Origin of the sequence: Allobosea sp., assembly GCF_035999205.1 — a bacterium.
Classification (GTDB): Bacteria; Pseudomonadota; Alphaproteobacteria; order Rhizobiales; family Beijerinckiaceae; genus Allobosea.
Genome location: NZ_DASYHA010000025.1, coordinates 1,113,133 through 1,137,518 on the forward strand (window position 1 = coordinate 1,113,133; position 24,386 = coordinate 1,137,518).

The 24,386-nt window shown below is 66.7% G+C and carries 19 protein-coding genes; 6 read left to right on the forward strand and 13 right to left on the reverse strand.

Annotation, left to right across the window (positions count from 1 at the left end; translation table 11 throughout):
• Positions 1–102: 102 nt before the first annotated feature.
• On the reverse strand, positions 103–2,721 hold the full coding sequence (gene clpB / locus VGN82_RS20675; RefSeq protein ID WP_327528925.1) for an ATP-dependent chaperone ClpB: 2,619 nt from the start codon (positions 2,719–2,721) through the stop codon (positions 103–105).
• A 174-nt stretch (positions 2,722–2,895) separates the two neighbouring features.
• Here clpB and VGN82_RS20680 point away from each other — a divergent pair, with 174 nt between their 5' ends.
• Together VGN82_RS20680 and VGN82_RS20685 are read left to right on the forward strand one after the other, a co-directional pair.
• Complete coding sequence (locus tag VGN82_RS20680; protein WP_327528926.1) at positions 2,896–3,240, forward strand: DUF2293 domain-containing protein; 345 nt, start codon at positions 2,896–2,898, stop codon at positions 3,238–3,240.
• Between the two features lie 83 nt (positions 3,241–3,323).
• Complete coding sequence (locus VGN82_RS20685) at positions 3,324–4,109, forward strand: MOSC domain-containing protein (RefSeq protein WP_327528927.1); 786 nt, start codon at positions 3,324–3,326, stop codon at positions 4,107–4,109.
• A 60-nt stretch (positions 4,110–4,169) separates the two neighbouring features.
• Here the strand turns inward: VGN82_RS20685 and VGN82_RS20690 are convergent, their stop codons facing one another.
• From VGN82_RS20690 to VGN82_RS20710, 5 genes are all read right to left on the reverse strand, one after another.
• Positions 4,170–5,141: a DUF4167 domain-containing protein gene (locus tag VGN82_RS20690; protein ID WP_327528928.1), complete on the reverse strand. Its 972-nt coding sequence runs from the start codon at positions 5,139–5,141 to the stop codon at positions 4,170–4,172.
• Positions 5,142–5,530: 389 nt separating this feature from the next.
• Entirely contained in the window at positions 5,531–6,733 is a 1,203-nt protein-coding gene (gene prmC, locus VGN82_RS20695; RefSeq protein ID WP_327528929.1) for a peptide chain release factor N(5)-glutamine methyltransferase, read from the reverse strand.
• Positions 6,730–7,815 (reverse strand): peptide chain release factor 1, encoded by a 1,086-nt coding sequence (gene prfA / locus VGN82_RS20700; RefSeq protein ID WP_327528930.1) that lies wholly within the window; start codon positions 7,813–7,815, stop codon positions 6,730–6,732. Before prfA ends, prmC begins: the two co-directional genes overlap by 4 nt.
• A gap of 69 nt (positions 7,816–7,884) precedes the next feature.
• Complete coding sequence (ptsP, locus tag VGN82_RS20705; protein ID WP_327528931.1) at positions 7,885–10,152, reverse strand: phosphoenolpyruvate--protein phosphotransferase; 2,268 nt, start codon at positions 10,150–10,152, stop codon at positions 7,885–7,887.
• Between the two features lie 233 nt (positions 10,153–10,385).
• Positions 10,386–11,915 (reverse strand): alpha,alpha-trehalose-phosphate synthase (UDP-forming), encoded by a 1,530-nt coding sequence (locus tag VGN82_RS20710; RefSeq protein WP_327528932.1) that lies wholly within the window; start codon positions 11,913–11,915, stop codon positions 10,386–10,388.
• A gap of 304 nt (positions 11,916–12,219) precedes the next feature.
• On the opposite strand from VGN82_RS20710, the gene otsB reads away from it, so the two are divergent.
• Both otsB and VGN82_RS20720 read left to right on the forward strand, forming a co-directional pair.
• A complete protein-coding gene (gene otsB, locus VGN82_RS20715) occupies positions 12,220–13,008 on the forward strand; it encodes a trehalose-phosphatase (protein WP_327528933.1) in 789 nt (262 codons plus the stop codon).
• Between the two features lie 2 nt (positions 13,009–13,010).
• The gene (locus tag VGN82_RS20720) at positions 13,011–14,852 is read left to right on the forward strand and encodes a glycoside hydrolase family 15 protein (RefSeq protein ID WP_327528934.1); all 1,842 of its coding nucleotides are present in this window, start codon (positions 13,011–13,013) and stop codon (positions 14,850–14,852) included.
• 24 nt (positions 14,853–14,876) lie between these two features.
• On the opposite strand, the gene VGN82_RS20725 is transcribed toward VGN82_RS20720, so the two are convergent.
• The gene (locus VGN82_RS20725; protein ID WP_327528935.1) at positions 14,877–15,092 is read right to left on the reverse strand and encodes a putative antibiotic biosynthesis monooxygenase; all 216 of its coding nucleotides are present in this window, start codon (positions 15,090–15,092) and stop codon (positions 14,877–14,879) included.
• Between the two features lie 113 nt (positions 15,093–15,205).
• Here VGN82_RS20725 and VGN82_RS20730 point away from each other — a divergent pair, with 113 nt between their 5' ends.
• Complete coding sequence (locus tag VGN82_RS20730) at positions 15,206–15,787, forward strand: TetR/AcrR family transcriptional regulator (RefSeq protein WP_327528936.1); 582 nt, start codon at positions 15,206–15,208, stop codon at positions 15,785–15,787.
• Between the two features lie 7 nt (positions 15,788–15,794).
• Here the strand turns inward: VGN82_RS20730 and VGN82_RS20735 are convergent, their stop codons facing one another.
• From VGN82_RS20735 to VGN82_RS20745, 3 genes are all read right to left on the reverse strand, one after another.
• The gene (locus tag VGN82_RS20735; protein WP_327529194.1) at positions 15,795–16,994 is read right to left on the reverse strand and encodes a M20 family metallopeptidase; all 1,200 of its coding nucleotides are present in this window, start codon (positions 16,992–16,994) and stop codon (positions 15,795–15,797) included.
• Between the two features lie 116 nt (positions 16,995–17,110).
• Positions 17,111–19,882 (reverse strand): tetratricopeptide repeat protein, encoded by a 2,772-nt coding sequence (locus VGN82_RS20740; protein WP_327528937.1) that lies wholly within the window; start codon positions 19,880–19,882, stop codon positions 17,111–17,113.
• A gap of 207 nt (positions 19,883–20,089) precedes the next feature.
• Entirely contained in the window at positions 20,090–20,722 is a 633-nt protein-coding gene (locus VGN82_RS20745; RefSeq protein ID WP_327528938.1) for a LysE family translocator, read from the reverse strand.
• A gap of 150 nt (positions 20,723–20,872) precedes the next feature.
• On the opposite strand from VGN82_RS20745, the gene VGN82_RS20750 reads away from it, so the two are divergent.
• Positions 20,873–21,388, forward strand: a complete 516-nt coding sequence (locus VGN82_RS20750) for a GNAT family acetyltransferase (RefSeq protein WP_327528939.1) — start codon at positions 20,873–20,875, stop codon at positions 21,386–21,388.
• A gap of 18 nt (positions 21,389–21,406) precedes the next feature.
• On the opposite strand, the gene VGN82_RS20755 is transcribed toward VGN82_RS20750, so the two are convergent.
• The 3 genes from VGN82_RS20755 to VGN82_RS20765 all read right to left on the reverse strand — a co-directional run bounded on the left by VGN82_RS20755 (position 21,407) and on the right by VGN82_RS20765 (position 24,176).
• Positions 21,407–21,913 (reverse strand): DinB family protein, encoded by a 507-nt coding sequence (locus VGN82_RS20755; RefSeq protein ID WP_327528940.1) that lies wholly within the window; start codon positions 21,911–21,913, stop codon positions 21,407–21,409.
• A 36-nt stretch (positions 21,914–21,949) separates the two neighbouring features.
• Positions 21,950–23,170: an NAD(P)/FAD-dependent oxidoreductase gene (locus tag VGN82_RS20760; RefSeq protein WP_327528941.1), complete on the reverse strand. Its 1,221-nt coding sequence runs from the start codon at positions 23,168–23,170 to the stop codon at positions 21,950–21,952.
• Positions 23,171–23,261: 91 nt separating this feature from the next.
• Positions 23,262–24,176: a LysR family transcriptional regulator gene (locus VGN82_RS20765; RefSeq protein ID WP_327528942.1), complete on the reverse strand. Its 915-nt coding sequence runs from the start codon at positions 24,174–24,176 to the stop codon at positions 23,262–23,264.
• Positions 24,177–24,386: the final 210 nt, after the last annotated feature.

The window sequence follows — 24,386 nt, forward strand, 5'->3', positions numbered from 1 at the left end:
CTAGGCAGTAGCGCATCGCGTTCCAAAACGCGATGCGCTGCCGGAGCGGAAAGCGTGGAACGCCCGCGGCCCGACGATCGGGCCACGGGCGAGCTAACACGATCAGTTCAGCGGCACACCGGCGGGACGTTTTTCCTTCACCGCCGCGATGTCGCCGAGCATCAGGCTCGATGGACCCACCGTGACCGGAACGGTCTCGCCGTCATGGATCTTGCCGGCCAGCAGCAGCTCGGCCAGCGGATCCTGAACCGACTTCTGGATGACGCGCTTGAGCGGGCGCGCGCCATAGGCCGGATCATAGCCCTTGTCGGCCAGCCATTCGCGCGCCTCCTTCGAGAGCTCCAGGGTGATCTTGCGATCGGTCAGGAGCTTGGCGAGGCGGGCCATCTGGATGTCGACGATCGCACCCATGTCCTGCCGCCGCAGGCGGTGGAACAGGATGATGTCGTCGATGCGGTTCAGGAACTCCGGCCGGAAGGCCTGCCTGACCACGCCCATGACTTCGTCGCGGACCTCCTCGCTGTCGTGCCCCTCGGCCTGGTTCACCAGGTACTCGGACCCGAGGTTCGAGGTCATGATGATCAGCACGTTGCGGAAATCGACCGTGCGGCCCTGGCCATCGGTCAGGCGGCCGTCGTCGAGCACCTGCAGCAGGACGTTGAAGACGTCGGGATGCGCCTTCTCGACCTCGTCGAACAGTACGACCTGATAGGGCCGGCGGCGCACCGCCTCCGTCAGGGCCCCGCCCTCCTCGTAGCCGACATAGCCGGGAGGCGCGCCGATGAGCCGGGCGACCGAGTGCTTCTCCATGTATTCGGACATGTCGATGCGAACCATCGCGGTCTCGTCATCGAACAGGAACGAAGCCAAGGCCTTGGTCAGCTCGGTCTTGCCGACGCCGGTTGGGCCCAGGAACATGAAGGAGCCGATCGGCCGGTTGGGATCCTGGAGGCCGGCGCGGGCCCGGCGAACCGCCGTCGAGACGGCCTCGACCGCCTCGCGCTGGCCGACGACGCGGGAGGCCAGGACCTCCTCCATGCGCAGCAGCTTCTCCTTCTCGCCTTCCAGCATCCTGTCGACCGGCACGCCGGTCCAGCGCGAGACGACCGCCGCCACATGATCGGGCGTGACCGCCTCCTCGACCATGCCGGAATCGTCGCCGCGCGCCTCGATCTCCGCCAGCGTCTTCTCGAGCTGCGGGATCTCGCCATAGGCCAGCTCGCCGGCGCGCTGGTACTCGCCCTTGCGCTGCGCCTGCGCGAGTTCGTTGCGAGCATTGTCCAGCTTCGTCTTCAGCTCGGCTGCGGCGCCGAGCTTGTCCTTCTCGGCCTTCCACTTTGCCGTGATCGTCGCGGAGCGGCTTTCGAGATCGGCCAGCTCGGATTCAAGCCGCTTCAGCCGCTCCTTCGAGCCGCTGTCGCTCTCCTTCTTGAGCGCCTCCTGCTCGATCTTCAGCCGCACGATCTCGCGGTCGATCGAATCCAGCTCCTCCGGCTTGGAATCGACCTGCATGCGCAACCGCGCCGAAGCCTCGTCGACGAGGTCGATAGCCTTGTCGGGCAGGAACCGGTCGGTGATGTAGCGGTTCGACAGCGTCGCGGCCGAGACCAGCGCCGAATCCGTGATGCGGACGCGGTGATGCTGCTCGTACTTCTCCTTCAAGCCACGCAGAATCGAGATGGTATCCTCGACGGTCGGCTCGTCGACGAAGACGGGCTGGAAGCGGCGAGCAAGCGCAGCGTCCTTCTCGACATACTTCCGGTATTCGTCGAGCGTGGTCGCGCCGACGCAGTGCAGCTCGCCGCGGGCGAGCGCGGGCTTCAGCAGGTTGGACGCGTCCATCGCACCGTCGGTCTTGCCGGCGCCGACGAGCGTGTGCATCTCGTCGATGAAGAGGATGACGCCGCCATCCGAGGACGAGACCTCGTTCAGGACCGCCTTCAGCCGCTCCTCGAACTCGCCGCGGTATTTCGCGCCGGCGATCAACGAGCCCATGTCGAGCGCGAGCAGTTCCTTGTCCTTGAGGCTTTCGGGCACGTCGCCATTGACGATGCGCAGCGCAAGGCCCTCAGCGATGGCGGTCTTGCCGACGCCGGGCTCGCCGATCAGGACAGGGTTGTTCTTGGTCCGGCGCGAGAGCACCTGGATCGTGCGGCGGATCTCCTCGTCGCGGCCGATCACCGGGTCGAGCTTGCCCTCGCGCGCCGCGGCGGTGAGGTCGCGAGCGTATTTCTTCAGCGCGTCATAGGCCTGCTCGGCCGAGGCGGAATCGGCCGTGCGGCCCTTGCGGATCGCCTCGACGGCAGCGTTCAGGTTCTGCGGCGTGACGCCGGCGCGTGCGAGCGCCTTGCCGGCCTCGCTGTCCTTCTCGATCGCGAGCGCGAGCAGCAGCCGTTCGACCGTGACGAAGCTGTCGCCGGCCTTCTCGGCGGCCTTCTCGGCGGTATCGAAGACACGGGCGAGGCCCGGCGTCAGGTTGAGGCCGCCCGAGCCGCCGCTGACCTTGGGCAGCTTGGCCAGGGCCGCGTCGGTGAACTGGAGCGCGAGCTTGGAATTGCCGCCCGAGCGGTCGATCAGACCGGCTGCCATGCCTTCATTGTCGTCGAGCAGCGCCTTGAGCAGATGCTCCGGCGTAAACTGCTGGTGCCCCTCGCGCAACGCGATCGTCTGCGCCGCCTGAAGGAATCCCTTGGCCCTATCGGTGTACTTTTCGATGTTCATTGCATCACTCCGCCCACCGGAACGCCCCGTAGCAGCGTGATCCGGTTGCCTTTCGTCAGGATGGAGCTCCCGTTCGGGCCGCCCCTCGCTCCCAGAGATAGGTGTGGCATCCGGGCAACGGAAGGGGGCGGGAACGGAATTGACCTACGTCAAGTCGCAGGCGCACCATGGGGCATGGCAGGGACGCAGCGACAGCAGTCGATCCGCAAGGCGCTCAGGGCGCTGGCTCCCGGGATTCCGCTTGCCGATGCCCAAGCCGTGGTCGCCCTGGCCGAGCGCCGCCACATGAAGGACCTGCCGCCGGCGACCGCGCTCTGGCTCGCGCTCGGCAGCCATGTCCGGCACGTTCACACCGATTACGAGCATCTGTTGGCCGACGGCTACGATCGCGAGGCGGCGCGCTTCTTCGTGGTGGAGGATACCGACGCGGTACTCACGGGCTGGGGCTGCCAGCGCTCGGTCGCCGAACTGCCGGAAATCGAGGAAGAAGCGATCCGGACCCGCATCTCCCGCCGTTGATGGCAACCATCCAAGGATTTCATCGCTTCCGCGGCGATCCTCGCGCTATCCTGCCGGCCCGTCTCGATCCTTAGGCCCTCCGCATGCGCATCGCCTCGCTCTACCGCTATCCCGTCAAGGGCCTCTCGCCGGAGCGCCTGAACTCGGCCAAACTCGAGAAGGGCGCCTATTTCCCGGGCGACCGGCTGTTCGCGATCGAAAATGGCTCGTCCGGCTTCGACCCGGCCGAGCCGGTGCACCAGCCCAAGATCAAGTACCTGATGCTGATGCGCAACGAGGAGCTGGCGACACTGCGCACGCGCTTCGACGATGCCAGCGGCGATCTCGTCATCGGTCAGGGCGGCAAGGAGGTGCTGCGCGCCAGCACGGCAACGCCAGGCGGGCAGGAGAGCATCACCGCCTTCTTCGAAGCCTTCATGCCGGAGGCGTTGCGCGGCAAGCCCCGGCTGCTGCAGGCGCCCTCGGGCTACCGTTTCACCGATTCGCGCTCCGGCTTTGTCTCGATCATCAACCTCGCCAGCGTCGCCGACCTGGAAACCCGCATCGGCGCTCCGGTCGATCCCCTGCGCTTCCGAGGCAACATCATGGTGGAAGGGCTGGAGCCCTGGGCCGAACTGGACCTCGCGGGGCGCGAGCTGACGACGGCATCCGGCGCGAGGCTTGAGGTCATCAAGCGGATCGAACGCTGCGCGGCGACCAATGTCGATCCGGAGACAGGCGCGCGCGACCTGCAGCTCCCGAAGGCGCTGATGACCGCCTTCGGCCATGTCGATTGCGGCATCTACTGCAGGGTCCTGGACGGCGGCCGCCTCGCCGAGGGCGAGCGCATCGAAATCGGCACGGCCCCGGCCACGCTCGGCATCGAATAGGCAACAAAAAAGGGGCCCTCGCGGGCCCCTCTTCTCATCTTGCCGGCACGATGACGGGGATCACTCGGTCGTGCCGTCCGTCTCGGAGCCCAGTGCGTCCATGACCTCGCGCGGCGAACGACGACGGCGCGGGCGCTTCGGCGCGCTCTCGGCCGGAGCGGCCTCCGGAACCTCCTGTGCGACGGCCTCGACAGCCGCCGGTGCCGGCTCGGCGGCGGGCACGCGCACCGGGGTCGTCAGGAAGGACGGCAGCGCCGCGGCGACATCGCCGCCATTGTCGGTATCGAGATCAGCCTCGCGCTCGCGGCGCGGACGACGCTCGGGGCGCGGGCCGCGTTCGGGACGCTCGAAGCGACGTTCGGCCTGCACCGGCTGCGGCGCCAATTCCGGCTGCTCGCCCGGAACCGGGATGTCGGAACGCGGCGCATCGGGGCGCGGAGTGTAACCGCCCTGCGGGTTCTGCCCGCCTTCGGGCCGGTCGAAACGACGCTCGCCACGATCCTGGCGATCATTGCGGTCGAAGCGGCGGTTGTTGCGGTCGTTGTTCTGACGATCGTTGTTGCGCGGCTGACGGTCGAAACGCTGGCCTTCGCCACCCTCGCCTTCCTGACGCTGGCCATTATAGCCATTGCCGTTGAGGCCACCAGGAGCGTTGCGGATCTCAGGCTGCGGGCTGCCCTGCGGGAAGGGCTGAGCCTCGTCGTCGCCACCCTCTTCCTCGCCCTCGTCGGCATCCTCGTTGAAGGCGCGATTCGGCGGGAAGCTGTGGCCGAACTGCTGCGCCATCTGCTCCTGGGCGGCGAGCAGGATCCGATAATAATGCTCGGCGTGCTGGAAGTAGTTCTCGGCCGCGACCGGATCGCCCGACGACTGGGCATCGCGCGCCAGTTGCAGGTACTTCTCCGCGACGTGCTGAGCGGTGCCACGGACTTTGACGTCCGGCCCGTTCGACTCGTAGCTCCGCTGCAGCGGGTTCGGCGCCTTCCGGTTACCACTGTTGTTATTGTTGTTATTGTTGTTGCGGCCGCGCATGCGCCGGTTCTGACCTGGTCTCATTCGCGTGAATCTCGCGCTTCTGTGCTCAAGGCAACCGTGGGGTCATCATGCGCGTTCCGGCGCACAGCGGGTTGCGGCGCTGCACCGGGTAAGAGTGACCTGAAGTGGCGTTACGCCGTTCCTGGTCTTCACGCGCTCTTTCCAAAAAGGGACCTTCAGTCCCATGAGCCGACTGGCGCCTCGACGCCTTCGGTATCCAACCTGGCTTGTCAGTTCCGTCGGTTCACGGACATGTCCGGATGAAACGGCCGGCTCCCGAAGGCATTGCCTGCGGCTCCGTGCTGACGACACCAGCTTCGGCTGGAATGCTGCATAGCGGCTTTTCAGCACTTCTCCAAGCAAAATCGCATGAACAGCCCCGATTATCAGTTCATCGTGAAGATCAGGGCGCGCGGGTGCCCGCCGAGATCGCGGCGCGAACCACGCCAGTCGAAGCCACCAGCGCGCATGAGCGCGATCACGTCCTCTTCCTGCCCTGCTCCGATCTCGAGCACGACGACGCCACCGTGCGCCAGCACAGCTGGCAGCGTCTTCGCGAATTCGCGATAGGGGCCCAGACCGTCATCGCCGCCGTCGAGCGCAAGCCTGGGATCGTGATCGCGGACGGAAACATCGAGCCCCTCGATGTCGCCTGTCCGGATATAGGGCGGATTGGACAGGATCAGATCGAAATGCCGCTCCAGGCCATCCGTCCACGAGCCCTGGCGGAACAACGCCCGGTCGGCCATACCATTCATGGCCGCGTTGCCACGCGCCGTTTCGCAGGCCTCAGGGGAGAGATCGACTCCGAGGCCGGTCGCATTCGGAAATTCGCTGAGGACGGCGATCAGCAGGCAGCCGGTTCCGGTTCCGAGATCGAGCACCGACAAGGGCTCCTGCCGGCGTCCGGCCAGATGAGCGATCGCCGCGTCGACAAGCGTCTCGGTATCGGGGCGGGGCTCCAGCGTCGCCGCCGCAAGCCTGAACGGCAGACCCCAGAACTCCCGCTCGCCGAGGATGCGCCAGACCGGCTCGCCTGCGAGCCGCCGAGCCGCAAAGGCCTCAAGGCGGGCTTCGGCCTCGTAGTCGAGCTTCGCAAACAGATCGGGATCGCGCTCCCCGACGACGCCTTCCATCAACAGTCGCGCATCGAGGGCGGCGCTTTCGCTGCCGCCCTCGAGCAATCGGACTGCCAGGGCTCGCCGCGCATCGGCGAGCGTTCGCGCGTCGCGCGCTCCGGCGGACTCAGGCGTCAGTTGCCCTGCATCTTTCCGTTCATGCAGATCGTCATCTTGCTGCGCAGTGCCGACTTGCTCTCCCGCGCGCCGGCCATCTCCTGCTGGCAAGCCCGACGTGCCTGAGACTGCGTCATCGCGCCCTGCAACTTGGCCGGCTCGCCCGCAGTCATCTTGCGAAACGTCCGCTCCTGAGCCTGCGAGGTGCCGCTGAGGGCCACCGTCACCAGTCCCGCCATAGCGATGCTTGAAAGCAACTTTGTCATCGGAGTTTCCCCCCGTTTGCGTTATCGACGTATCCATAACGCGGGATGGGCGAAGAGGTTTCATCCGCTCTCTCCGGGCATCGCTCAAGCGATTCCCTCCGTCGCGAGCAACCTAGCCTGATGCTCCGCAGTCAGGGCGTCGATGATATCGTCCAGGACCAGCCCCTGCATCATCTCGTCCAGCTTGTAGAGCGTCAGGTTGATGCGATGGTCGGTCACGCGGCCCTGCGGAAAATTATAGGTGCGGATGCGTTCCGACCGGTCACCGGAACCGACCTGGGAGCGCCGGTCTGCCGATCGCTCGGCCTCCAGCCTGCCGCGCTCGACATCGTAGAGCTTCGCACGCAGCAGATCAAAGGCTCGGGCCTTGTTCTTGTGCTGCGAGCGCTCGTCCTGGACCACGACGACGATGCCGCTCGGCATATGCGTCAAGCGCACCGCCGATTCGGTCTTGTTGACGTGCTGGCCGCCAGCTCCCCCGGCGCGCATCGTGTCGATGCGGATGTCGCTGTCGTTGAGGACGATGTCGACGTCGCCGGCGAGCGGCAGCATGGCGACCGTCGCCGCCGATGTATGGATGCGGCCGCTGGTCTCGGTGTCCGGCACGCGCTGGACGCGGTGCACGCCCGATTCGTATTTGAGTCGCGCGTAGACCCCCTTCCCCGAGATCTCCGCAATGACTTCCTTGAAGCCGCCGACCGTGCCTTCGCTCTCGGACAGGATGTCGACGCTCCAACCCTTCTGGGCGGCATAGCGCTGGTACATCCGCAGAAGGTCGCCGGCGAAGAGCGAGGCCTCGTCACCGCCCGTGCCGGCCCGGATCTCGAGGATGACGCCGCGCTCGTCGGCGGCATCCTTGGGCAGGAGCGCGATCAGGATCTCGCGGGCTCGCGCATCGATTTCGAGACGGGCGGCGTCGCGCTCCTCGAAGGCGAGCTCCCGGAACTCGGGATCGGTGGCCGGGTCCTCGATCAGCGTCTCGGCCTCGGCGAGGCTCGCCTGGGCCTGCCGCCAGGTCGCGATGGCAGCGACGACGGGGTCGAGCTCCGAGAGCTCTTTGGCGAGTTCGACGGTGCGTGCCGCCTCGGTGGCCGTATTGATCTCGGCCGTCGCGGCGGCATGGCGTGCCACGATGGCGTCGAGGCGATCCTGCGGGAGCTGAAGGGACATACGAAACTCGAAAGAACCTGGGAAAAGCGAAATCGAAAAAGACGGGCTCGGCCGGCGTCAGGCGCGTCGCTAGACCGGAACCTTGAACTCGGCCGCGAAGGCCGCAAGCTGCGGACGCAGGCTGGTCGCCCCCTCGGCATCCGCCAGCATCCAGTCCAGCCGCTCGGCGAGCTTGCCGGCGTCGAGCGCGCGCAGCATCGCCTTGACGGGACCGATCGAGGCGGCCGACATCGAGAAGCCGCGATAGCCCAAGCCGATTAGCGCCATCGTCTCGAGCGGCTTGCCGCCCATCTCGCCGCAGACCGTAACAGGGCAGTTCGCTTCCGCGGCCGCCTCGACGATGCTGCGCAGCGCCCGCAGCGCAGCGACGCCGAGCGGGTCGAAGCGGTCGGCAACGCGCTTGTTCTCGCGGTCGGCAGCAAAGAGGAACTGCATCAAGTCATTGGTGCCGATCGAGAGGAAATCTGCCTCGCGCACGATCTCCGGCAGCTCGAACAGAAGCGACGGCACCTCGACCATGACGCCGAGCTGGAGGCCAAGCGGCGGAACATGGCCCTGCTTCTCCAGCATCGCCAGCTCGCGCCGGACAATGGTGCGGGCGCGCTGGAACTCGTCCACGGTCGCGATCATCGGCAGCATGATCTTCAGGTCGCGACCGGAAGCGGCCCGCAGCAAGGCTCGCACCTGCGCCCGCAGCAGCCGCGGCTTGTCGAGACCAATGCGGATCGCGCGCCAGCCGAGCGCCGGGTTCTCCTCCTCGACCCGCTCCATATAGGGCAGCACCTTGTCGCCGCCGATGTCGAGCGTACGGAATGTCACCGGCCGTCCGTCGGCCTGGTCGAGCACGGCCGCATAGAGCGCCTGTTGCTCGGCCGTCGTCGGCATGTGCTCGGCCACCATGAACTGCAGTTCGGTGCGGAACAGGCCGATGCCCGATGCCGCCGTCGCCTCCAAGTTCGGCATGTCGACGATGAGGCCGGCATTGATCTGGAGCACGATCGGCACGCCGTCCTTGGTGACCGCGGGCAGGTCCTTGAGCTTGCGATACTGCTCCTGCTTGCGGGCGCGTAGCCGCGCCTTGTCCTTGTAGGCGTTTTCGACATCGGGCTGCGGGCGGATCTGCACGGCGCCGGCCTGCCCATCGACGATGACGGCATCGCCGGACTGGATCAGCGCCGTCGCATTGCCGATCTCGCCGACGGCCGGGATGCCGAGCGCGCGCGCCACGATCGCGATATGGCTGGTCGGGCCGCCCTCCTCCAGCACCAGGCCGCGCAGATGCGAACGGTCGTAGTCGAGCAGCGCCGCAGGCCCCATCGAGCGGGCGATCAGGATGGCGTTCTCGGGCAGATCCTCATGCGGCACGCCGTTCGCCTTACCGGCCAGCGTGCGCAGCAGGCGGTTGGCAAGATCGTCGAGATCATGCAAGCGGTCGCGCAGATAGGGGTCGGTCTGGCGCAGCATCTTGGCGCGCGTGTCGGACTGGACGCGTTCGACGGCAGCCTCTGCCGTCAGGCCCGTCAGCACGACCTCGCGCATGCGGCGCAGCCAGCCCTGATCATGGGCGAACATGCGGAAGGTTTCGAGGACGTCGCGATGCTCGCCGATATGGGCGACATCGCCGCGCTCGATCAGTTCGTCGATCGAGGCGCGCATATGGCCGATCGCCGCCTCGAGCCGCTTGATCTCGGCAGCTGGGTGTTCGGCGATCAGGTTTGTGATGGCGACGCGCGGCTCGTGCAGCACGGCATGGCCGAGGCCCACTCCGTCGGCCAGCGCGACGCCAATGCTGTGGATCGGACGGTCGAGGCCGATCGACGCACCCGGCTGGGCCAGCGATTTGAGGCCGCCGGCCGCGATCATCTCCGCCATGATCATGGCGGTGGTCTGCAGCGACTCGATCTCGTCGTCGCTGTAGAGGCGCGAGGCACGGTTCTGGATGACGAGCACGCCCATCACGGCACCGCCGCGCAGAATCGGCACACCGAGGAAGGAGTGATAGATTTCTTCGCCCGTCTCGGGACGGTAGGAGAAGGCCGGGTGATGCTGCGCGTCCGAAAGCGCCAGAGGTTCTGCTTCGCGCGCGATCAGGCCGACGAGCCCCTCGCCTGCACGCATCGTGGTGAGATGCACGGCTTCGCGCTTGAGTCCTTCGGTGGCGAAGAGTTCGAGCGAGCCGTCCTCGCGCAGGACGTAGACCGAGCAGACCTCAGCGACGAGATTGCCCGCGATCAGGACGACGAGCCGATCCAGCCGCTCCTGCGGTGCGATCGACGCCGCCATCACCTCACGAAGGCGGCGCAGCAGAACGCCCGATCCTCCGTGAGCGCCTCGCATCGATCCCAAATCCTCCGCCTGCCGCCTCAGCCCTCGCGGCCAACGTCCATCGCAGACCAGACACTTGTCCCAGCCGAGTCGCAAGCACCCTCGGCAATTCCGGCCTTCTAGCGAGCGAAGGCCACCCTCGGCAAGGCCCGAGTCCCCGAAGGGAAGGGATAGCCGTCGTTTCGGCCCGTCATGAGTCAAAATTCTCTCGGAGAACCGGCCGCGCAGAAAATGTCATGCGCCGGTCAGGACGATGCCGCCCCCCCGACCATCGTCATGGCGGGCGGCGACGCTTCGGCGGCGAGCTTGCCTGCCGGGGGTTTCCTGGCGGCTGGGCGAGGCACCTTGGCCTTGCTCCGCGCCGTCTGTGCCTTGATCGGCGGCACGATCGTCGGATGTGCCGTATCGGTGCCTGCCAGGGCATCGAGATAGCGCTGCGTCCACCAGCTGATATCGGTCGCTTCGATCGTCGCATAGAGATGCTCGAAGCGGCGGATGCGCTCGGATTTCGGCATGGCGAGGGCAGTCCGGATCGCTTCGGCGACCTCATGCGTGTCGAAGGGATTGACGATCAGCGCCTCGCCCATCTGCTGGGCCGCGCCGGCGAAACGCGACAGCACCAGCACGCCTGGATCCGCGGGATTCTGCGCTGCGATGTATTCCTTTGCGACGAGGTTCATGCCGTCGCGCATCGGCGTCACCAGCCCGACCTGAGCGCGCCGGTAGAAGCCGGCCAGCGCGTTGCGCGAGTAAGCCTTCTTCACGACACGGATCGGCGTCCAGTCGAATTCGCCCAGCGCTGCGTTCAGACGTCCGGCGACCTCGTCGGACTGCCTGTCGAGTTCGGCATATTCCGGCACGTCGGAGCGAGAGGGCGGCGCAATCTGGAGCATGCCGACGCGGCCGCGCTGGTCGGGGTGGCTGCGCAGGAACTGCCCGAACGCCTCGAGGCGCTGGACGATGCCTTTCGAGTAGTCGAGCCGATCGACGCCGATGACGAGCTTGCGTTCGCCCAGCGACTGGCGGGTCGTCCGCAGCGGTGTCGTGGCAGAACGGACGGAGGCCGCCGCCAGCTTGCGGAAGGCCTCGACATCGATGCCGATCGGGAAGGGTTGCACGATCGTTTCGCGGCGCCCGACGCGCACCTTGCGCCCGTCGCTCCTGCCCCCGCACATCGAAACGAGGCCGCCGATCAGGTTGTTGACGTCAATCGAGGTCTGCATGCCGACGAGGTCGTAAGCCGCGATCGTGCTGGCCAGCGTCGCGGCGAAGGGCAGCGCGCCGAAAACCTCCGCAGGCGGCCAGGGGATGTGATGGAAGTAGCCGATGCGGTTGGCGATGCCGCGGCGGCGCAGCTCGGCTGCCAGCGGAATCAGGTGGTAGTCATGGATCCAGATGATGTCGTCTGGCTGCAACATCGCGATCAGCGCCTTGGCGAAGCGGCGGTTGACGGCGAGATAGCCGGCGTAGTCCGACCGCGAAAACTCGGTGAGGCCGAGCCGGTAGTGCATCAGCGGCCAGAGGGCGCGATTGGAGAAGCCGAGATAATAGGATTGGCGCTCCGCCTCAGTCAGGTCAGTGACCGCGTAGGTGACCTTGCCACGCTGCACGACGCTGGGCGCAGCAGCGATCTCGCTGACCCCACCGCTCCAGCCGAACCAGAGCCCACCCTGCTTTTCGAGCGCCTCGCGCAGCGCGACGGCCAATCCTCCGGCGGCGGCCTTTTCGTGACGCTCGGGGATCGTGACGCGGTTAGAGACGATGACGAGACGCATGGCGGGGCGGTTCTCCCTTGGCAGCCCGGGGCCGGAACGTGGCGGATGCCCAAAATTCGACACCGGGGCAGGAACAGAACGCCGCTGAGAGCGTAATGTTTCCATGGACGCGCGCCGATCTTCGGCGACGCGATGTCGGCCTTGCGTTGAAATCGCGGCGACGGGGGCAAGCTGAAGGCAGAATGTGGCGAGTTCGAGAACGTGCCGCACGATTGGCGGCGGCCCTCGCGGATGAGGCTATGAGGCGTGCTCGCGTGCCGCGTTTCCGCCGGCTTTATTGGCCAGACAGGCTGGGATGATGACATTGAGTGAACTCGCAACCGCCAGCGATGCCCGCGACTTGGCTGCGGCCGAGCACGACATCGCGCTGTTTCTCGATTTCGACGGGACACTGGTGGAGATCGCGCCCTCCCCTGACGAAGTGCGGCTCGACCGACGGGTGCCGGCGGCTCTCGATTCCCTGCGCCAGACGTTGGGCGGGGCGCTCGCCCTGGTTTCCGGCCGGCCGGTCTCCTTCCTCGATGCCGTGCTAGATCCGTACCGCTTCGACACGGCCGCGCTGCATGGCGCCCAGATCAGGCTCGACGGCGAGATCCGGTCGCAGTCAGAGGCTCCCGCGGAGATGCGCGGCGCCTTGCGCGATCTCGTGCGTTTCGCCAACAGCAACGTCGGCATCATCGTCGAGGACAAACGCATCTCGGTAGCGCTGCACTGGCGGCTCGCGCCGCAACTCCATGACGAGGCGCTCGACCTGATGCGCGCGATCGCCGCCCGGATGGGCCCGACGATCCGGTTGCAGGAAGGCAAATCCGTTGCCGAGCTGGTTCCCGCCGAAGCCAGCAAGGGCACGGCCATCGCCCAGTTGATGCAGCTTTCGCCCTATGCCGGCCGCCTGCCGGTGTTCATCGGCGACGACATCACCGACGAGCACGGCTTCGAGGCTGTAAACGAGCTGGGAGGGCTCTCGATCCGCATCGGGGCGGGCGAGACCTGCGCGAAGCTTCGCCTGGATTCCCCGACTGTGCTGCGACGCCTTCTTCTCGACGCCGCCGAACGCGGCTGCCTGACCGCCTCCAGTTTCTCGCAAGGATGACGATGACAGTTTCGACGACGGCCGCGGGGCTGCATTCTGCCTCGCTCGACCTCGGCGTGATCGGCAATTGCTCGATCGCCGCGCTCATCGACCGGCGAGCGCGCATCGTCTGGGGCTGCTTCCCGCGCTTCGACCGCGATCCGGTGTTCTGCGCCCTGATCGACAACCAGGCCGAGGATGGCGACGCCATGCCCCGCAAGGGCGTCTTCGCGATCGAGCTCGTCGGCATGACGCGTTGCGAGCAGAGCTATCTTGACAACACCGCTATCCTTTCCTCGGTCCTGTCCGACGACCAGGGCAACGCGATCGAGATCCTCGACTTCGCGCCGCGCTACGTCCGCTATGAGCGCTTCTTCCGGCCGCCGCAGCTGGTGCGCCGCGTGCGCCGGATTTCCGGCCGGCCGCGAATCCGCACCGTGGTCAAGCCCTGCCTCGGCCTCGGCGAGGAACCCGACGAGATCACGCGCGGCTCCAACCATGTCCGCTTCGTCGGCGCCGACCAGACCATCCGGCTGACGACCGATGCGCCGATCTCCTATGTCGTCGACGGCGTGCCCTTCTCGGTCGACCGGCCGTTCTCCTTCTTCATCGGCTCGGACGAGGCGCTGCGCGCGGAGATCGAGCAGACCTCGCGCGAGTTCCTCGACAAGACGACCGATTACTGGCGTGACTGGGTGCGTTCGCTGTCGCTGCCCTTCGAGTATCAACGCGAGGTCATCCGCGCAGCGATCACGCTCAAGCTCTGCGCCTTCGAGGAGACGGGCGCGATCGTCGCCGCGCTGACGACCTCGATCCCGGAAGCGCCCGGCACGCAGCGCAACTGGGACTACCGCTTCTGCTGGCTGCGCGACGCCTATTTCGTCGTCCACGCCCTGAACCGGCTGGGCACGACACGGACGATGGAGGACTATCTCGGCTTCATCACCAACATCGTCGATACCTTCTCCGAGAACGGAGCCGAGCACCTGCCGCCGCTCTACCCGATCACCCGCGAGGGCGCGCTCGTCGAGTTCGAGGCACCGGGTCTTTCGGGCTATCGCGGACACCAGCCAGTGCGCTTCGGCAATGGGGCGGCGACTCAGATCCAGAATGACGGCTATGGCGCCGTGGTCCTGGCGGCGACGCACTCCTTCTTCGATCAGCGCCTGATCCAGCCCGGCAAGGAAGCGCTTTTCGGCCAACTCGAACGCATGGGCGAACTGGCGATCACCTATTTCGACAAGCCCGATGCCGGCCCCTGGGAGTTACGCGAGAAGGAGGCCGTGCACTCGTTCTCGAGCGTGATGTGCTGGGCAGCCTGCGACCGGCTGGCACGCATCGCCGGGACGCTCGGTCGCGCTGATCGCAAGGAATACTGGAAAAGCGAGTCGAAGCGGCTCAAGGCCTTTATCCTCGAACGCATCTGGAACGAGGAGAGGGGCCATCTTGTCTCGACCTTCGGCGGGGCGGATCTCGACGCGACGCTGCTGCTGTTTGCGGAACTCGGCTTCCTGAAGCCGGACGACCCGCGCTTCATCGCCACCGTCGAAGCGATCGGCCGCGACCTGACGCGCGGCGACCTGCTGCTGCGCTATGCGACGCAGGACGATTTCGGCTTCATGCACACCGGCTTCCTGATCTGCGCCTTCTGGTATGTCGATGCGCTCAACGCGATTGGGCGCAGCCAGGAGGCCAAGGAGCTCTTCGGCCGCATCCTGCAGCGCCGCAACAGCTTCGGCCTGCTCTCCGAGGATGCGGATCTGAAAACCGGCGAGCTCTGGGGCAATTTCCCGCAGACCTACTCCCATGTCGGGCTGATCAACTCGGCTATGCGGCTCAGCCGCGACTGGGAAGAGGCGTTCTGAGGCCGGCTGCGTCTCGCGACCTCCTCAGCGCGGCGAGCCGAACCGGAAAGCGATCGGAATCACGCCATAGACCATGGCCAGCACCATCGGGGGCACGACCAGCGCGGTTACGCCGAGCGTCGGCCAACCCTGCGTGATGGGTGCGAGCGCCATCAGCAGGAGGTTGATGGCGGCATAGGCGCCGACGATCGCTACGCTCAGGAAGCGCAGGCGGACGGCAAGGCGCGCGAATGCATTCATGGCTGGAGCTTTCATAAACGAAACGTCCCGTTTCGATTTGCTTGATCTAAACGGACCGTTTCGTTATGTCAAGAGATGATGCAAGCGATCACGCGGCTGGAGGTCGCGAAGCGATGGAACCCAACCAGAAGCGCCGCGCCTCGATCGGCGCCCGGCGCAGCCCCGAAACCGAGGCCGCCGTAAAATCTGCGGCAAGGGGGCTCCTCGCCGAGAAGGGATATGCCGGATTTTCGATCGAGGAGGTCGCCCGCCGAGCGGGGGCCGGCAAGCCGACCATTTATCGCTGGTGGCCCAACAAGGCCGATCTTTTCATCGCGATCTACGGCGCGGACAAGGACGCTGCGATCCCCCTCCCCGATGAAGGCTCGCTCCGCAGCGATCTGCTGCGCTACACGACAGATCTCTGGCGCTTCTGGCGCGAGGACACGGCCGGCCGCGTCTTCCGCGGTCTGATCGCCGAAGCGCAGACGAGTGAAGCCGCACTGGCCGCGCTGCGCTTCAAATTCATGCCCGAGCGGCTCGCCTCCCCCAGAACGATGTTCGTTCGCGCGGCCGAACGTGGCGAATTCGCCGCAGGCGAGATCGACGACCGGCTCGAACTCTGGGTCGGGTTCAACTGGTTCCATGTCCTGACGGACCAGTTGGCCGCGGACGAGCCTTCGCTCGCCCGCAAGATCGATCTGCTCTGCCGCTGAGCCCGACTCACTCCATCAGCTTCGCCGCGCGCATCACCGCAAGCGCAAGCGTCTGCGCGGCGGGCACGATGCTCTCGACCTCGAGGAACTCGTCGGGCGTATGTGCCATGCCGCCGATCGGACCGACGCTGCAGAGCGTCGGACAGCCTTGCGCCGCGGTGAAGCCAGAATCAGCGCAGCCGCCGGTGAATTCCGCGATGGTCGCGATGCCGAAGCCGGCAGCTGCTTCGCGATAGGTCTCAAACAGCTTCTGGGACTCGGCGGTGCCTTCGAGAGGCAGGAACTCGCCCTTGATCGAAAGCTTCGCGCTGGTGTCGGCGACGATCGGCGTCTCGATGATCGCGCGGATGGCCTCGACCAGTTCGCCGCGCTGGGCTGCCGTGACATAGCGCAGGTCGATCTCGCACCAGGCGTTGGGCGCGACGGTGTTGACGGTCTGGCCGCCGCCGATCAGCCCGACATTGACGGTGATGCCCTTGGCGAGATCGGTCAGGCCCTGGAGCTTCGGGATCTTGTGGCCGAGATCGACGATGGCAGAGGCGCCCTTCTCGTAGTTCGCACCGGAATGGGCCGGCTTGCCGATGAACTCGGCACGCATGAAGACGCCACCCTTGCGGCCGCTGGTGACGGACTGGCGATGATCGCGGGCGAACTCGGTGCCCGCCGGCAGACGGCTGGGTTCGGCGTTGAAGACGCAGCGCGCCTCTCGCGCGGCAGCCTCGATGACCGGGCGCGACGAGGGCGAGCCGATTTCCTCATCACTGGTCGTCAGCATCGTCAGCGGGGCCGAAAACCCACCGCATTCGGCAAAGGCTGCTGCGACGAAGGCCTCGATGACGACGCCCGCCTTCATGTCGGCGACGCCGGGCCCATAGGCGCGGCCGTCCCTGATCGTGAAGGGCCGGCGCGTCGGCTCTCCCTTCGGGAAGACGGTATCGCGATGGCCAAGCAGCAGCACCGGGCGCTGGTCGTTGGCGGTCGGGTTCGGCAGGCGCGCCTTGACCGCGTCGCCGTAACGGGCATCCGGAATGACCTCGACTTCGAGGCCGTTCTGGGCATGGAAGCGGGCGATGACCTGCCCGGCCCGGTCGACGCCCTCCTTGTCGCAGGAGCCGGAGTCGGTATCGACCATCTCGCGCAACAGCGCGACCATCGCCTCCTTGCGGTCGGCGAGCCAGGCGATAACCTTGGCTTCCTCAGGCGTCATTGCGCTCATTGTTCGCTCTCATTGTTCCGGACGGGACTATCAGGAGCTTAGACAACGACGACAGCGCCCGGTAGCGCATCGACGCGGCCGGGCCTGCGCAAAAAGCGCGGAGCACGCTATTTCGGCGCCGACATCTTGCGGATCAACGCGTCGCGGGCCGTGCGGGCAGCCGTGCGAACGGTCTCGTCATCGGGGCTGCGCGCAGGCTGCTCGATCGCCTTGGCATAGTATCCCAGCGCTAGCTGGTCGGAGGCGATGCCGGCATAAAGATCGCCCAGGCGCTTGTTGGCCTGCAATGCGGCATCGGACTTGCCCGCCGCCTCCTCGAACGCGCCGATCGCTCCGGGGGCATCGCCCGTGCGCGCCTTGAGCTCGGCCAGTGCGAGCAGGATGCGGACGTCGCCACCTCGCGCGGCGCGCGCCGCCTCAGCTTCAGCGAGCGCCGCCTTGAGATCGCCCTGGCCCGTCAGCGCCTCGATCCTGACCAGCAGGGCATCGGCATCCGCCGGTGCAGCCGCCAGACGCGCGCCTGCATCCTCGGCCGCACCGGCGAGATTGCCGAGACCGAGCCTCGCCCTGGCGCGCAGCAGCAGCAGGCCGGGCTCGGGCGCAGGCGCCGCCAGCGCCGCTGCGGCGAAGCGCTCGGCGGCGTTGAGATCGCCCGTCGCGAGATTGATGCGCGCGGCCAGAGCCTGCCAGCGCGGCTCGTTCGGTTCGATGCGCAACGCCATGGCAATGTCGGTCAGGGCGGCGGGGTTGTCCGCCAGCAAAGCGAGCCGGGCTCGCTCGCCATAGGCCCGCGCCCGGTCGGGAGCCCGCTTGATCGCCTCCGAGAAATCGGCACGGGCAGCATTGGTCTGGTTCAGTTGCAGGCGTGCCAGCCCGCGATGCAGGAACAGATCCGCCATGTATCCCGGCGTCATGCCCGAAGCCGAGGCCTTGAACGGCACAGCGACCGTCTCGTCGATCGCCTTGGTCAGGTCCGCGACGGCTTCGAGCGGACGGCCTGAGCTGGCCAGGGCCATGCCGCGAACGGCGATGGCAGCGATGTTGAAGCGGTTGGCGGCAATGGCTGCCGCCGCGATCTCGCGCGCCGCGGCAGCATCACCACTGGCGAGAACGGCGCGTGCATGCAACGCCTCGCGAACGATGTCCCCGGCTGCTCCATCGCGTTTCCACGCCTCCAGCACGGCCAACGCCTCATCGATATTGCCGGTCTCGATCAGGGCGACCACGAAGTCGTCGTCGTCAAGGAACTTGCGACGATCACCCGTGACCAGCCGCCGGGTCTCGCGCAGATCGGCAAGCGCTGGCTCCGGCTTTCCGGCCATGAGCAGGGCCTCCGCGCGCATCTCGAGGAGATGGGCAGCAGACGGCTCGCCCTCCAGAAGCCGAGTCAGATCGGTAACCGCACTTTCGTAGTCGCCCTTGCCATGCGAGGCGGCGGCTCTCGTCGCGAGGGCATCCTTGAGTTCGTCGGATCCGGCCTGCGCACGACGCACGGCGCTATCGGCATCGGCCCAGGCCCGCTGATAGGGCGTCAGGTCCGAGCCGAAGCGATAATCCGCCATATGCCCCTGCGCGCGGGCGATGGTCGCGACGAGATAATCCGGAGCGGCCGCGACGGCGAGGTCGAGATCGGAGAGCTGCCGCTCATGAGGCTGCGCCTGCGAACGCAGGATCAGCATGTCGGCCTTGGCCAGCGGCGTGGACGCCAACTCGACCAGCCTGTCGCAGCTCTTCATGCGGAGCGGGTCGTCACGCCTGCCGCAGCGTGTCTTCAGTTCGCCCTCGTCGAGATCGGTGACCAGGATCGGCTTGGGCTTGTCCATTTCGACGACCCTCGCCGCATGACGGGCGCGCGAGGCGATGTCGTACTCCATCTTCGCATCGGTGCGGTCGGCCGACTTCACCAGCACCGCACGGGCGGCAGCCTCGCTGCCGGAGGCGAGCATGATGTCCGCCATGACCTCATGAGCGTCGAAGAGGGTTGGATCGAGCCGGATCGCCGCCTCTGCGTCGGACGTCGCACCTGTCATGTCCTTCAGCGCCAGCCTGACGGCCGCGCGCGTCGCATAGGCACGGCCGTATTTCGGCGCCGCAAGCGCCACGGCCTCCGCGTCGGCGAGCGCTTCGGAAAATTCCCGGCGAGCCAGCCGCGCCCGGGCGCGGATTTCGCTCAGGTCGTACTGGCTCGGGAAAGCCTGGAGGCCTTCCGTCGCCTCGCGGATGGCGGCGTCGTAAGTGCCGAGATAGTACAGGCTGCGAGCCCTGGTGATGGCGGCTTCGCTGCCGCGGAAACCGACAGCGCGAGCCTTGTCGATCTGGGCGACCGCATCGCCATAGCGTCCGGTGGAGTAATGCAGCAGGCCGAGCATGTACTCGCTGCGCGGATGCCCCTTCTGCCAGAACAGCCCTTTGCGGATGTCCTCCCCCGCCCCGACGAAATCATTCTGCAGCAGCTTGAGGTAGCCGCGATTGGCATGATTGTCGGCGTCGAAGGGATTCTTGTCGAGCGCGATCGTGAAATCCGCCATCGCGCCCTCCTGATTGCCCAGGCCGAAGCGGATCTGCGCCCGGTCGCGGTAGAGCGCACCGAAATTGGGCGCGAGACGGATCGTCTCACTGTAGTCTTTTTCGGCCTCGGCGAGACGGTTGAGGGCCCAATAGGCCTGAGCCCGGCTCAACAGCGCAGAAGCCTTGGCCTTTTGATCCCCCCGCCCCTTCAGCACGCTCGTGCAGGCGGCGATGGCCCGCTCCGTCTTCTCGGCCTTGCAAAGCGCGATCACATCCGCTTTCTGGGCGGAAGCGGGCGCGGCGGCGAGGGTCGTAGCCAGCAAGACCGTCAACCCGGCCAGCCATCCAATCCGCGAGAACGAGCAGGCCATCGACAACCTCCCTCATGCTCAGCCAGCGTTAGCTTACGCTAGGGCAGCCTAGCACGAGCCGGCACGCAGCGTCATGCCGGCGCGTCGGCGCCCTTCGTCACCGTAGCGGCCTGATGCCGTCGGGTTCATGAGAAAGGCCGGCCTTTGGCGGCCCCGGAGGCGAAGGCGGATTACGATGGTCGCGGCGCTCAGCGCCACCCGAGATCTTCAGCGACGGCTTTCCAGCGCCATGCGCAAAGCGAAGCCCGCGAGCATCGTGCCCATCAGCCAGCGCTGGACCAGCGACCAGAACGGGCGCGTGCGCAGGAAGACCGCGATACCGCCTGCCGCGATGGCGATCATGGCATTGACCGAAAGGCTGATCGCGATCTGCATCGAGCCCAGCAATACCGATTGAGCCAGTACGCTGCCGGCGGCCGGATCGATGAACTGCGGCAGCAGCGCCAGATAGAGCATCGCGATCTTGGGATTGAGCAGGCTCGTCAGGAAGCCCATGCCGAACAGCTTGCGCGGCCGGTCATGCGGCAGGTTGCGCAGCTGGAAAGGCGAGCGACCGCCCGGCCTCACCGCTTGCCAGGCCAGCCAGAGCAGGTAGAGCGCACCGCCGATGCGCAATGCGTCATAGGCATAAGGCACCGCGAAGAGCAGCGCCGTGATGCCGAAGGCGGCACTCAGCATGTAGACGACGAAGCCGAGCGCAACGCCGCCGAGCGAAATCAGTCCGGCCATCCGCCCCTGCGCGATCGATCGCGAGATCAGATAGATCATATTGGGGCCTGGCGTGACCACCATGCCGAGGCAGATCAGTGCGAAGGCGGCGAGCTGGGTCGTTTGGGGCATGGCGCGGCTCCTGGACGCTCCACGCTTCGCAGAAGCCGGTGTCGGCCACAATCACCGCGCGGGCATGGCCGGTCTCCTCCCGTAGCGGAACCACCCTTCGCCAATGCGGGTTGTCTGGCCGGACCCGGCTTCCGGGAGGGGGGATTCTCGATGACGCTGTTCAGCCGCATTCTCTACACGGTGATCGCCTTCGCGCTGCTCGCCGCCGCGATCCTGCTGATCGGCGTCGCGGTCTGGCGCACCGCGACCGGCTACTGGACGGGGGACAACGCGCTCGAAACGATGCTGGACGGCATCGGTCTGATCATCATCGCGGTCGCCGTCGCCGATGTCGGCAAGTTCCTTTTCGAGGAGGAGGTCGTCGCCGACCGCGAACTGCGCCGCCCGTCGGAGGCTCGCGGCTCTCTGACCAAGTTCATGACCATCATGATCGTCGCGCTCAGCCTGGAGGCCCTCGTGCTGATCGCCAAGACCTCGCGCGAGACGATGGGCAACATCATCTATCCCGGACTGCTCGTCTTCCTCGCGGTCACCGCAATGGTCGGGCTCGGGCTGTTCCAGAAGCTCAGCCAGAACGCCACCGCCTCGGTGCCGCCGGACCATGCCGACCGCGAAGTGGACGAGGGGATGAGCCCGCCGCGAAATCGGAAAAAGGCTTCCGCCTGATCGACGTCACGTGCTGCTTCAGCGCGTGACGTCGATCAGCATCAGGTCGGTGTCCTCCGGCCGCGCGCCGGCCGCGGTCAGCATCGCATGCGCCTGACCGCGATGATGCGTCTGGTGGTTGAACATATGGGTCACCAGCAGTGCGACAGGCTTGCGCATCTCGCGCTGCGTCGCGCCGGAGAACCAGGTGAGGTCGCCAGCCAGCCAATCACCGGACAAGCCCGCGGCCCAGTCGGTGATCGTCTGGTCGAAGGCCTTCCGCTCGAGGACGAGATCGTCCCAGGACGCCACCAGATCAGGGGAGTCATGGATACGGACGGCCGGCTTGGGCGTCCCGGCAAAACGCGACAGCCACATCCGATCGGCCCAGAGCAGATGGCAGAGCGTCCCGTGGATCGACTTGAAGAAGGCGCCGCGATCCTGCCGTCGCGCGGCATCATCGAGCATCGCGGCAGCCGCGTAGAGATTGTCGTTCTGCCAGGCGTTGTAATGCGCCATGGTGCGGACATAGCTCGTATCGATCATGGCGCGCTTTCCGGCGACGGGCTTGCGACGAGCCTATCAGATGATGTTGGTCTCCAGCATCGGTCGGCCTGCCAGAATGCGCTCATGACCGAGATCAGAGAGATCGAGCGTGCGATAGGCCCCGAGAAGAATGTGTTCGGCTAGCCCGCGACCGACGGCCGGTGCCTGCTGCAGGCCATGGCCAGAGAAACCGTTGGCGAGATAGAGCCCGCCGACGCCGACCGCAGGGCCGATGATGGCGTTGTGGTCGAGTTCGTTCATGTCGTAGGGGCCGGCCCAGGCGCGGCCGGGCTTGATTTGTTCGAAGGCCGGGATGCGGTGGGCGAGCGCCGGCCAGACCGTCTCCTCGAAGAAGGCCCAGTCGACATCCTCGACGGCCGGGTCGGTCTCGATCCATTCCTCGTCCTGTTCGGGGGTGAGCGGCGAGCAGCTGGCGATGAAGAGCTGGCCGTCGCTGCCGCGCTTGCCTTCGGGACGGCACCAGGAGCCGGTGCGGTCGATCAGCAGCGGGCAGTTGTCGACCTCACCCTTGCACATGAAGGAGAAGACGTAGCGCTTCATCGAGCGGACGGGGATCGTGACGCCCGCCGTGGCGGCGAGCTTCGCGCCATGCGTGCCCGAGGCATTGACCGCCGCGCCGCAGGCGATGCGGCTGCCATCGGCCAGTTCCACAGCGGTGACGCGCCCGGCCTCGACGACATAGCGGGCGACCTCGCCCTGGCGGTATTCAACGCCGAGAGCACGCGCCTTCTTGCGAAACGCTTGCAACACCGCCCAGCCATCGAACCAGCCCTCGCCGCTGACACCATAGCTGCCGCAGGCGACGTCCTCGGTGTTCATCCAGGGGAATTTGCTGCGCAGCATGGCCGCAGCATAAAGCGCGATATCCGCCCCCTCGGCAGCCTGCAGCGCCTGATTGGCGGCCAGCACGGGCGCCCCCTCCTCGCCCGCCAGATAGAGATAGCCACCTTCGTGGAGATCGATCGCCGGCACTTCGCCGTCGACGGCGAGGTGCCGGCCGATGTTGCGGAGGAAATCAATGCCGTGCAGCGAGATGCGGATGTTCACCGCACTCGAATATTGCTGGCGGATCGAGGCGGCCGAGAGGGCCGAGGCCGCGTAACGGTAGGTCGAGTCCTTCTCGACCACGACGACCTTGCCGGTGAAGCCGGGGTCCGCCGCCAGATGATAGGCGACGGAGGAGCCGATCGCGCCACCTCCGCAAATGACGACATCGGCGCTTTCGGAAGACGACATGACCGGTCCCGCAGAATAAGCCGGGCACGCGCGTCGTGACCCGGTTAGTGAACTCTGCGCATGAATGGCGCGGCCGGAGAGACTTGTCGAGTCAGTTCGCCGCGGCGCACTCGCCAAGCAGCCAATCGCGAAAGGCGACCACCGCCGGGAGTTCGGCACGGGCCTCGGGATAGACCAGGTAATAGCCTTCGGATCCCGTAACCGGACGATCGAACGGAATGACCAGGGAGCCTGCGCGCAGCTCCTCCTCGATCAGGAAGCGCGGCACGATGGCGAGGCCGAGGCCGGCAACCGCCGCCTGCGAGACCATCGCGAACTGTTCGAAGCGCGGCCCCATCAGCGCGCGCTGCGGCGGCAACCCCTGCTGCTCCAGCCAGTTCGCCCAGGCGCGTGGCCGCGTCGATTGCTGGAGAAGCGGGCCGCGCAGCATGTCCGCGGGCTCCCTCAGGCCGAGGCGCGCCACCAGCGAGGGGGCGGCGACGGGCACGATCTCCTCACCCATCAGCCGATGCAGCCGTGCCCCGGCCCAGACCGGATCGCCGAAATGAATGGCGGCATCGAGCTGCTCGCGGCCGAAGTCGAACGGCACCAGTTTCGTGGTGAAATTGATGGTGATTCCGGGATGTGCCTCGGTGAAGCGCGGCAGGCGCGGGATCAGCCAGCGCGTGCCGAAGGTCGGCAGGATCGCGAGGTTGAGCACGCCTCCGGCGCCGCGAAACGCCATGGCCGAGACCGTCGCGGCGGCCAGGCGGGACAGTCCGTCGCGGATTTCGGCCGCATAGGCGCTGCCGGCCGGAGTGAGGGTGACGCGCTGGCGCACGCGCTGGAACAAGGCCACGCCCAGCACCTTCTCGAGATGCGCCACCTGCCGGCTGACCGCGCCCTGCGTCAGGCTCAGCTCCTCCGCCGCGCGCGTAAAGCTGCCATGACGCGCGGCCGCCTCGAAGGCGGCGAGCGCCGACAGCGACGGGACCGAGAGGCGGCCGGGGACGATCTCAAATTCCATGATTTTTTCTCATCAAGTCGTGAGAACATATCGGTTGCCCGGGCATGGCGGAAGAGGGCATTGTTCCGATCCTCGGGCGACCTCCCCCGAGCCCTCATCCTGAGGAGCCGCGGAGCGGCGTCTCGAAGGATGATCCAGGCAGCTCCGGAGCCTCGTGGATCATCCTCCGAGACACGCCTGCGGCGCTCCTCAGGATGAGGGCTGTGTTTC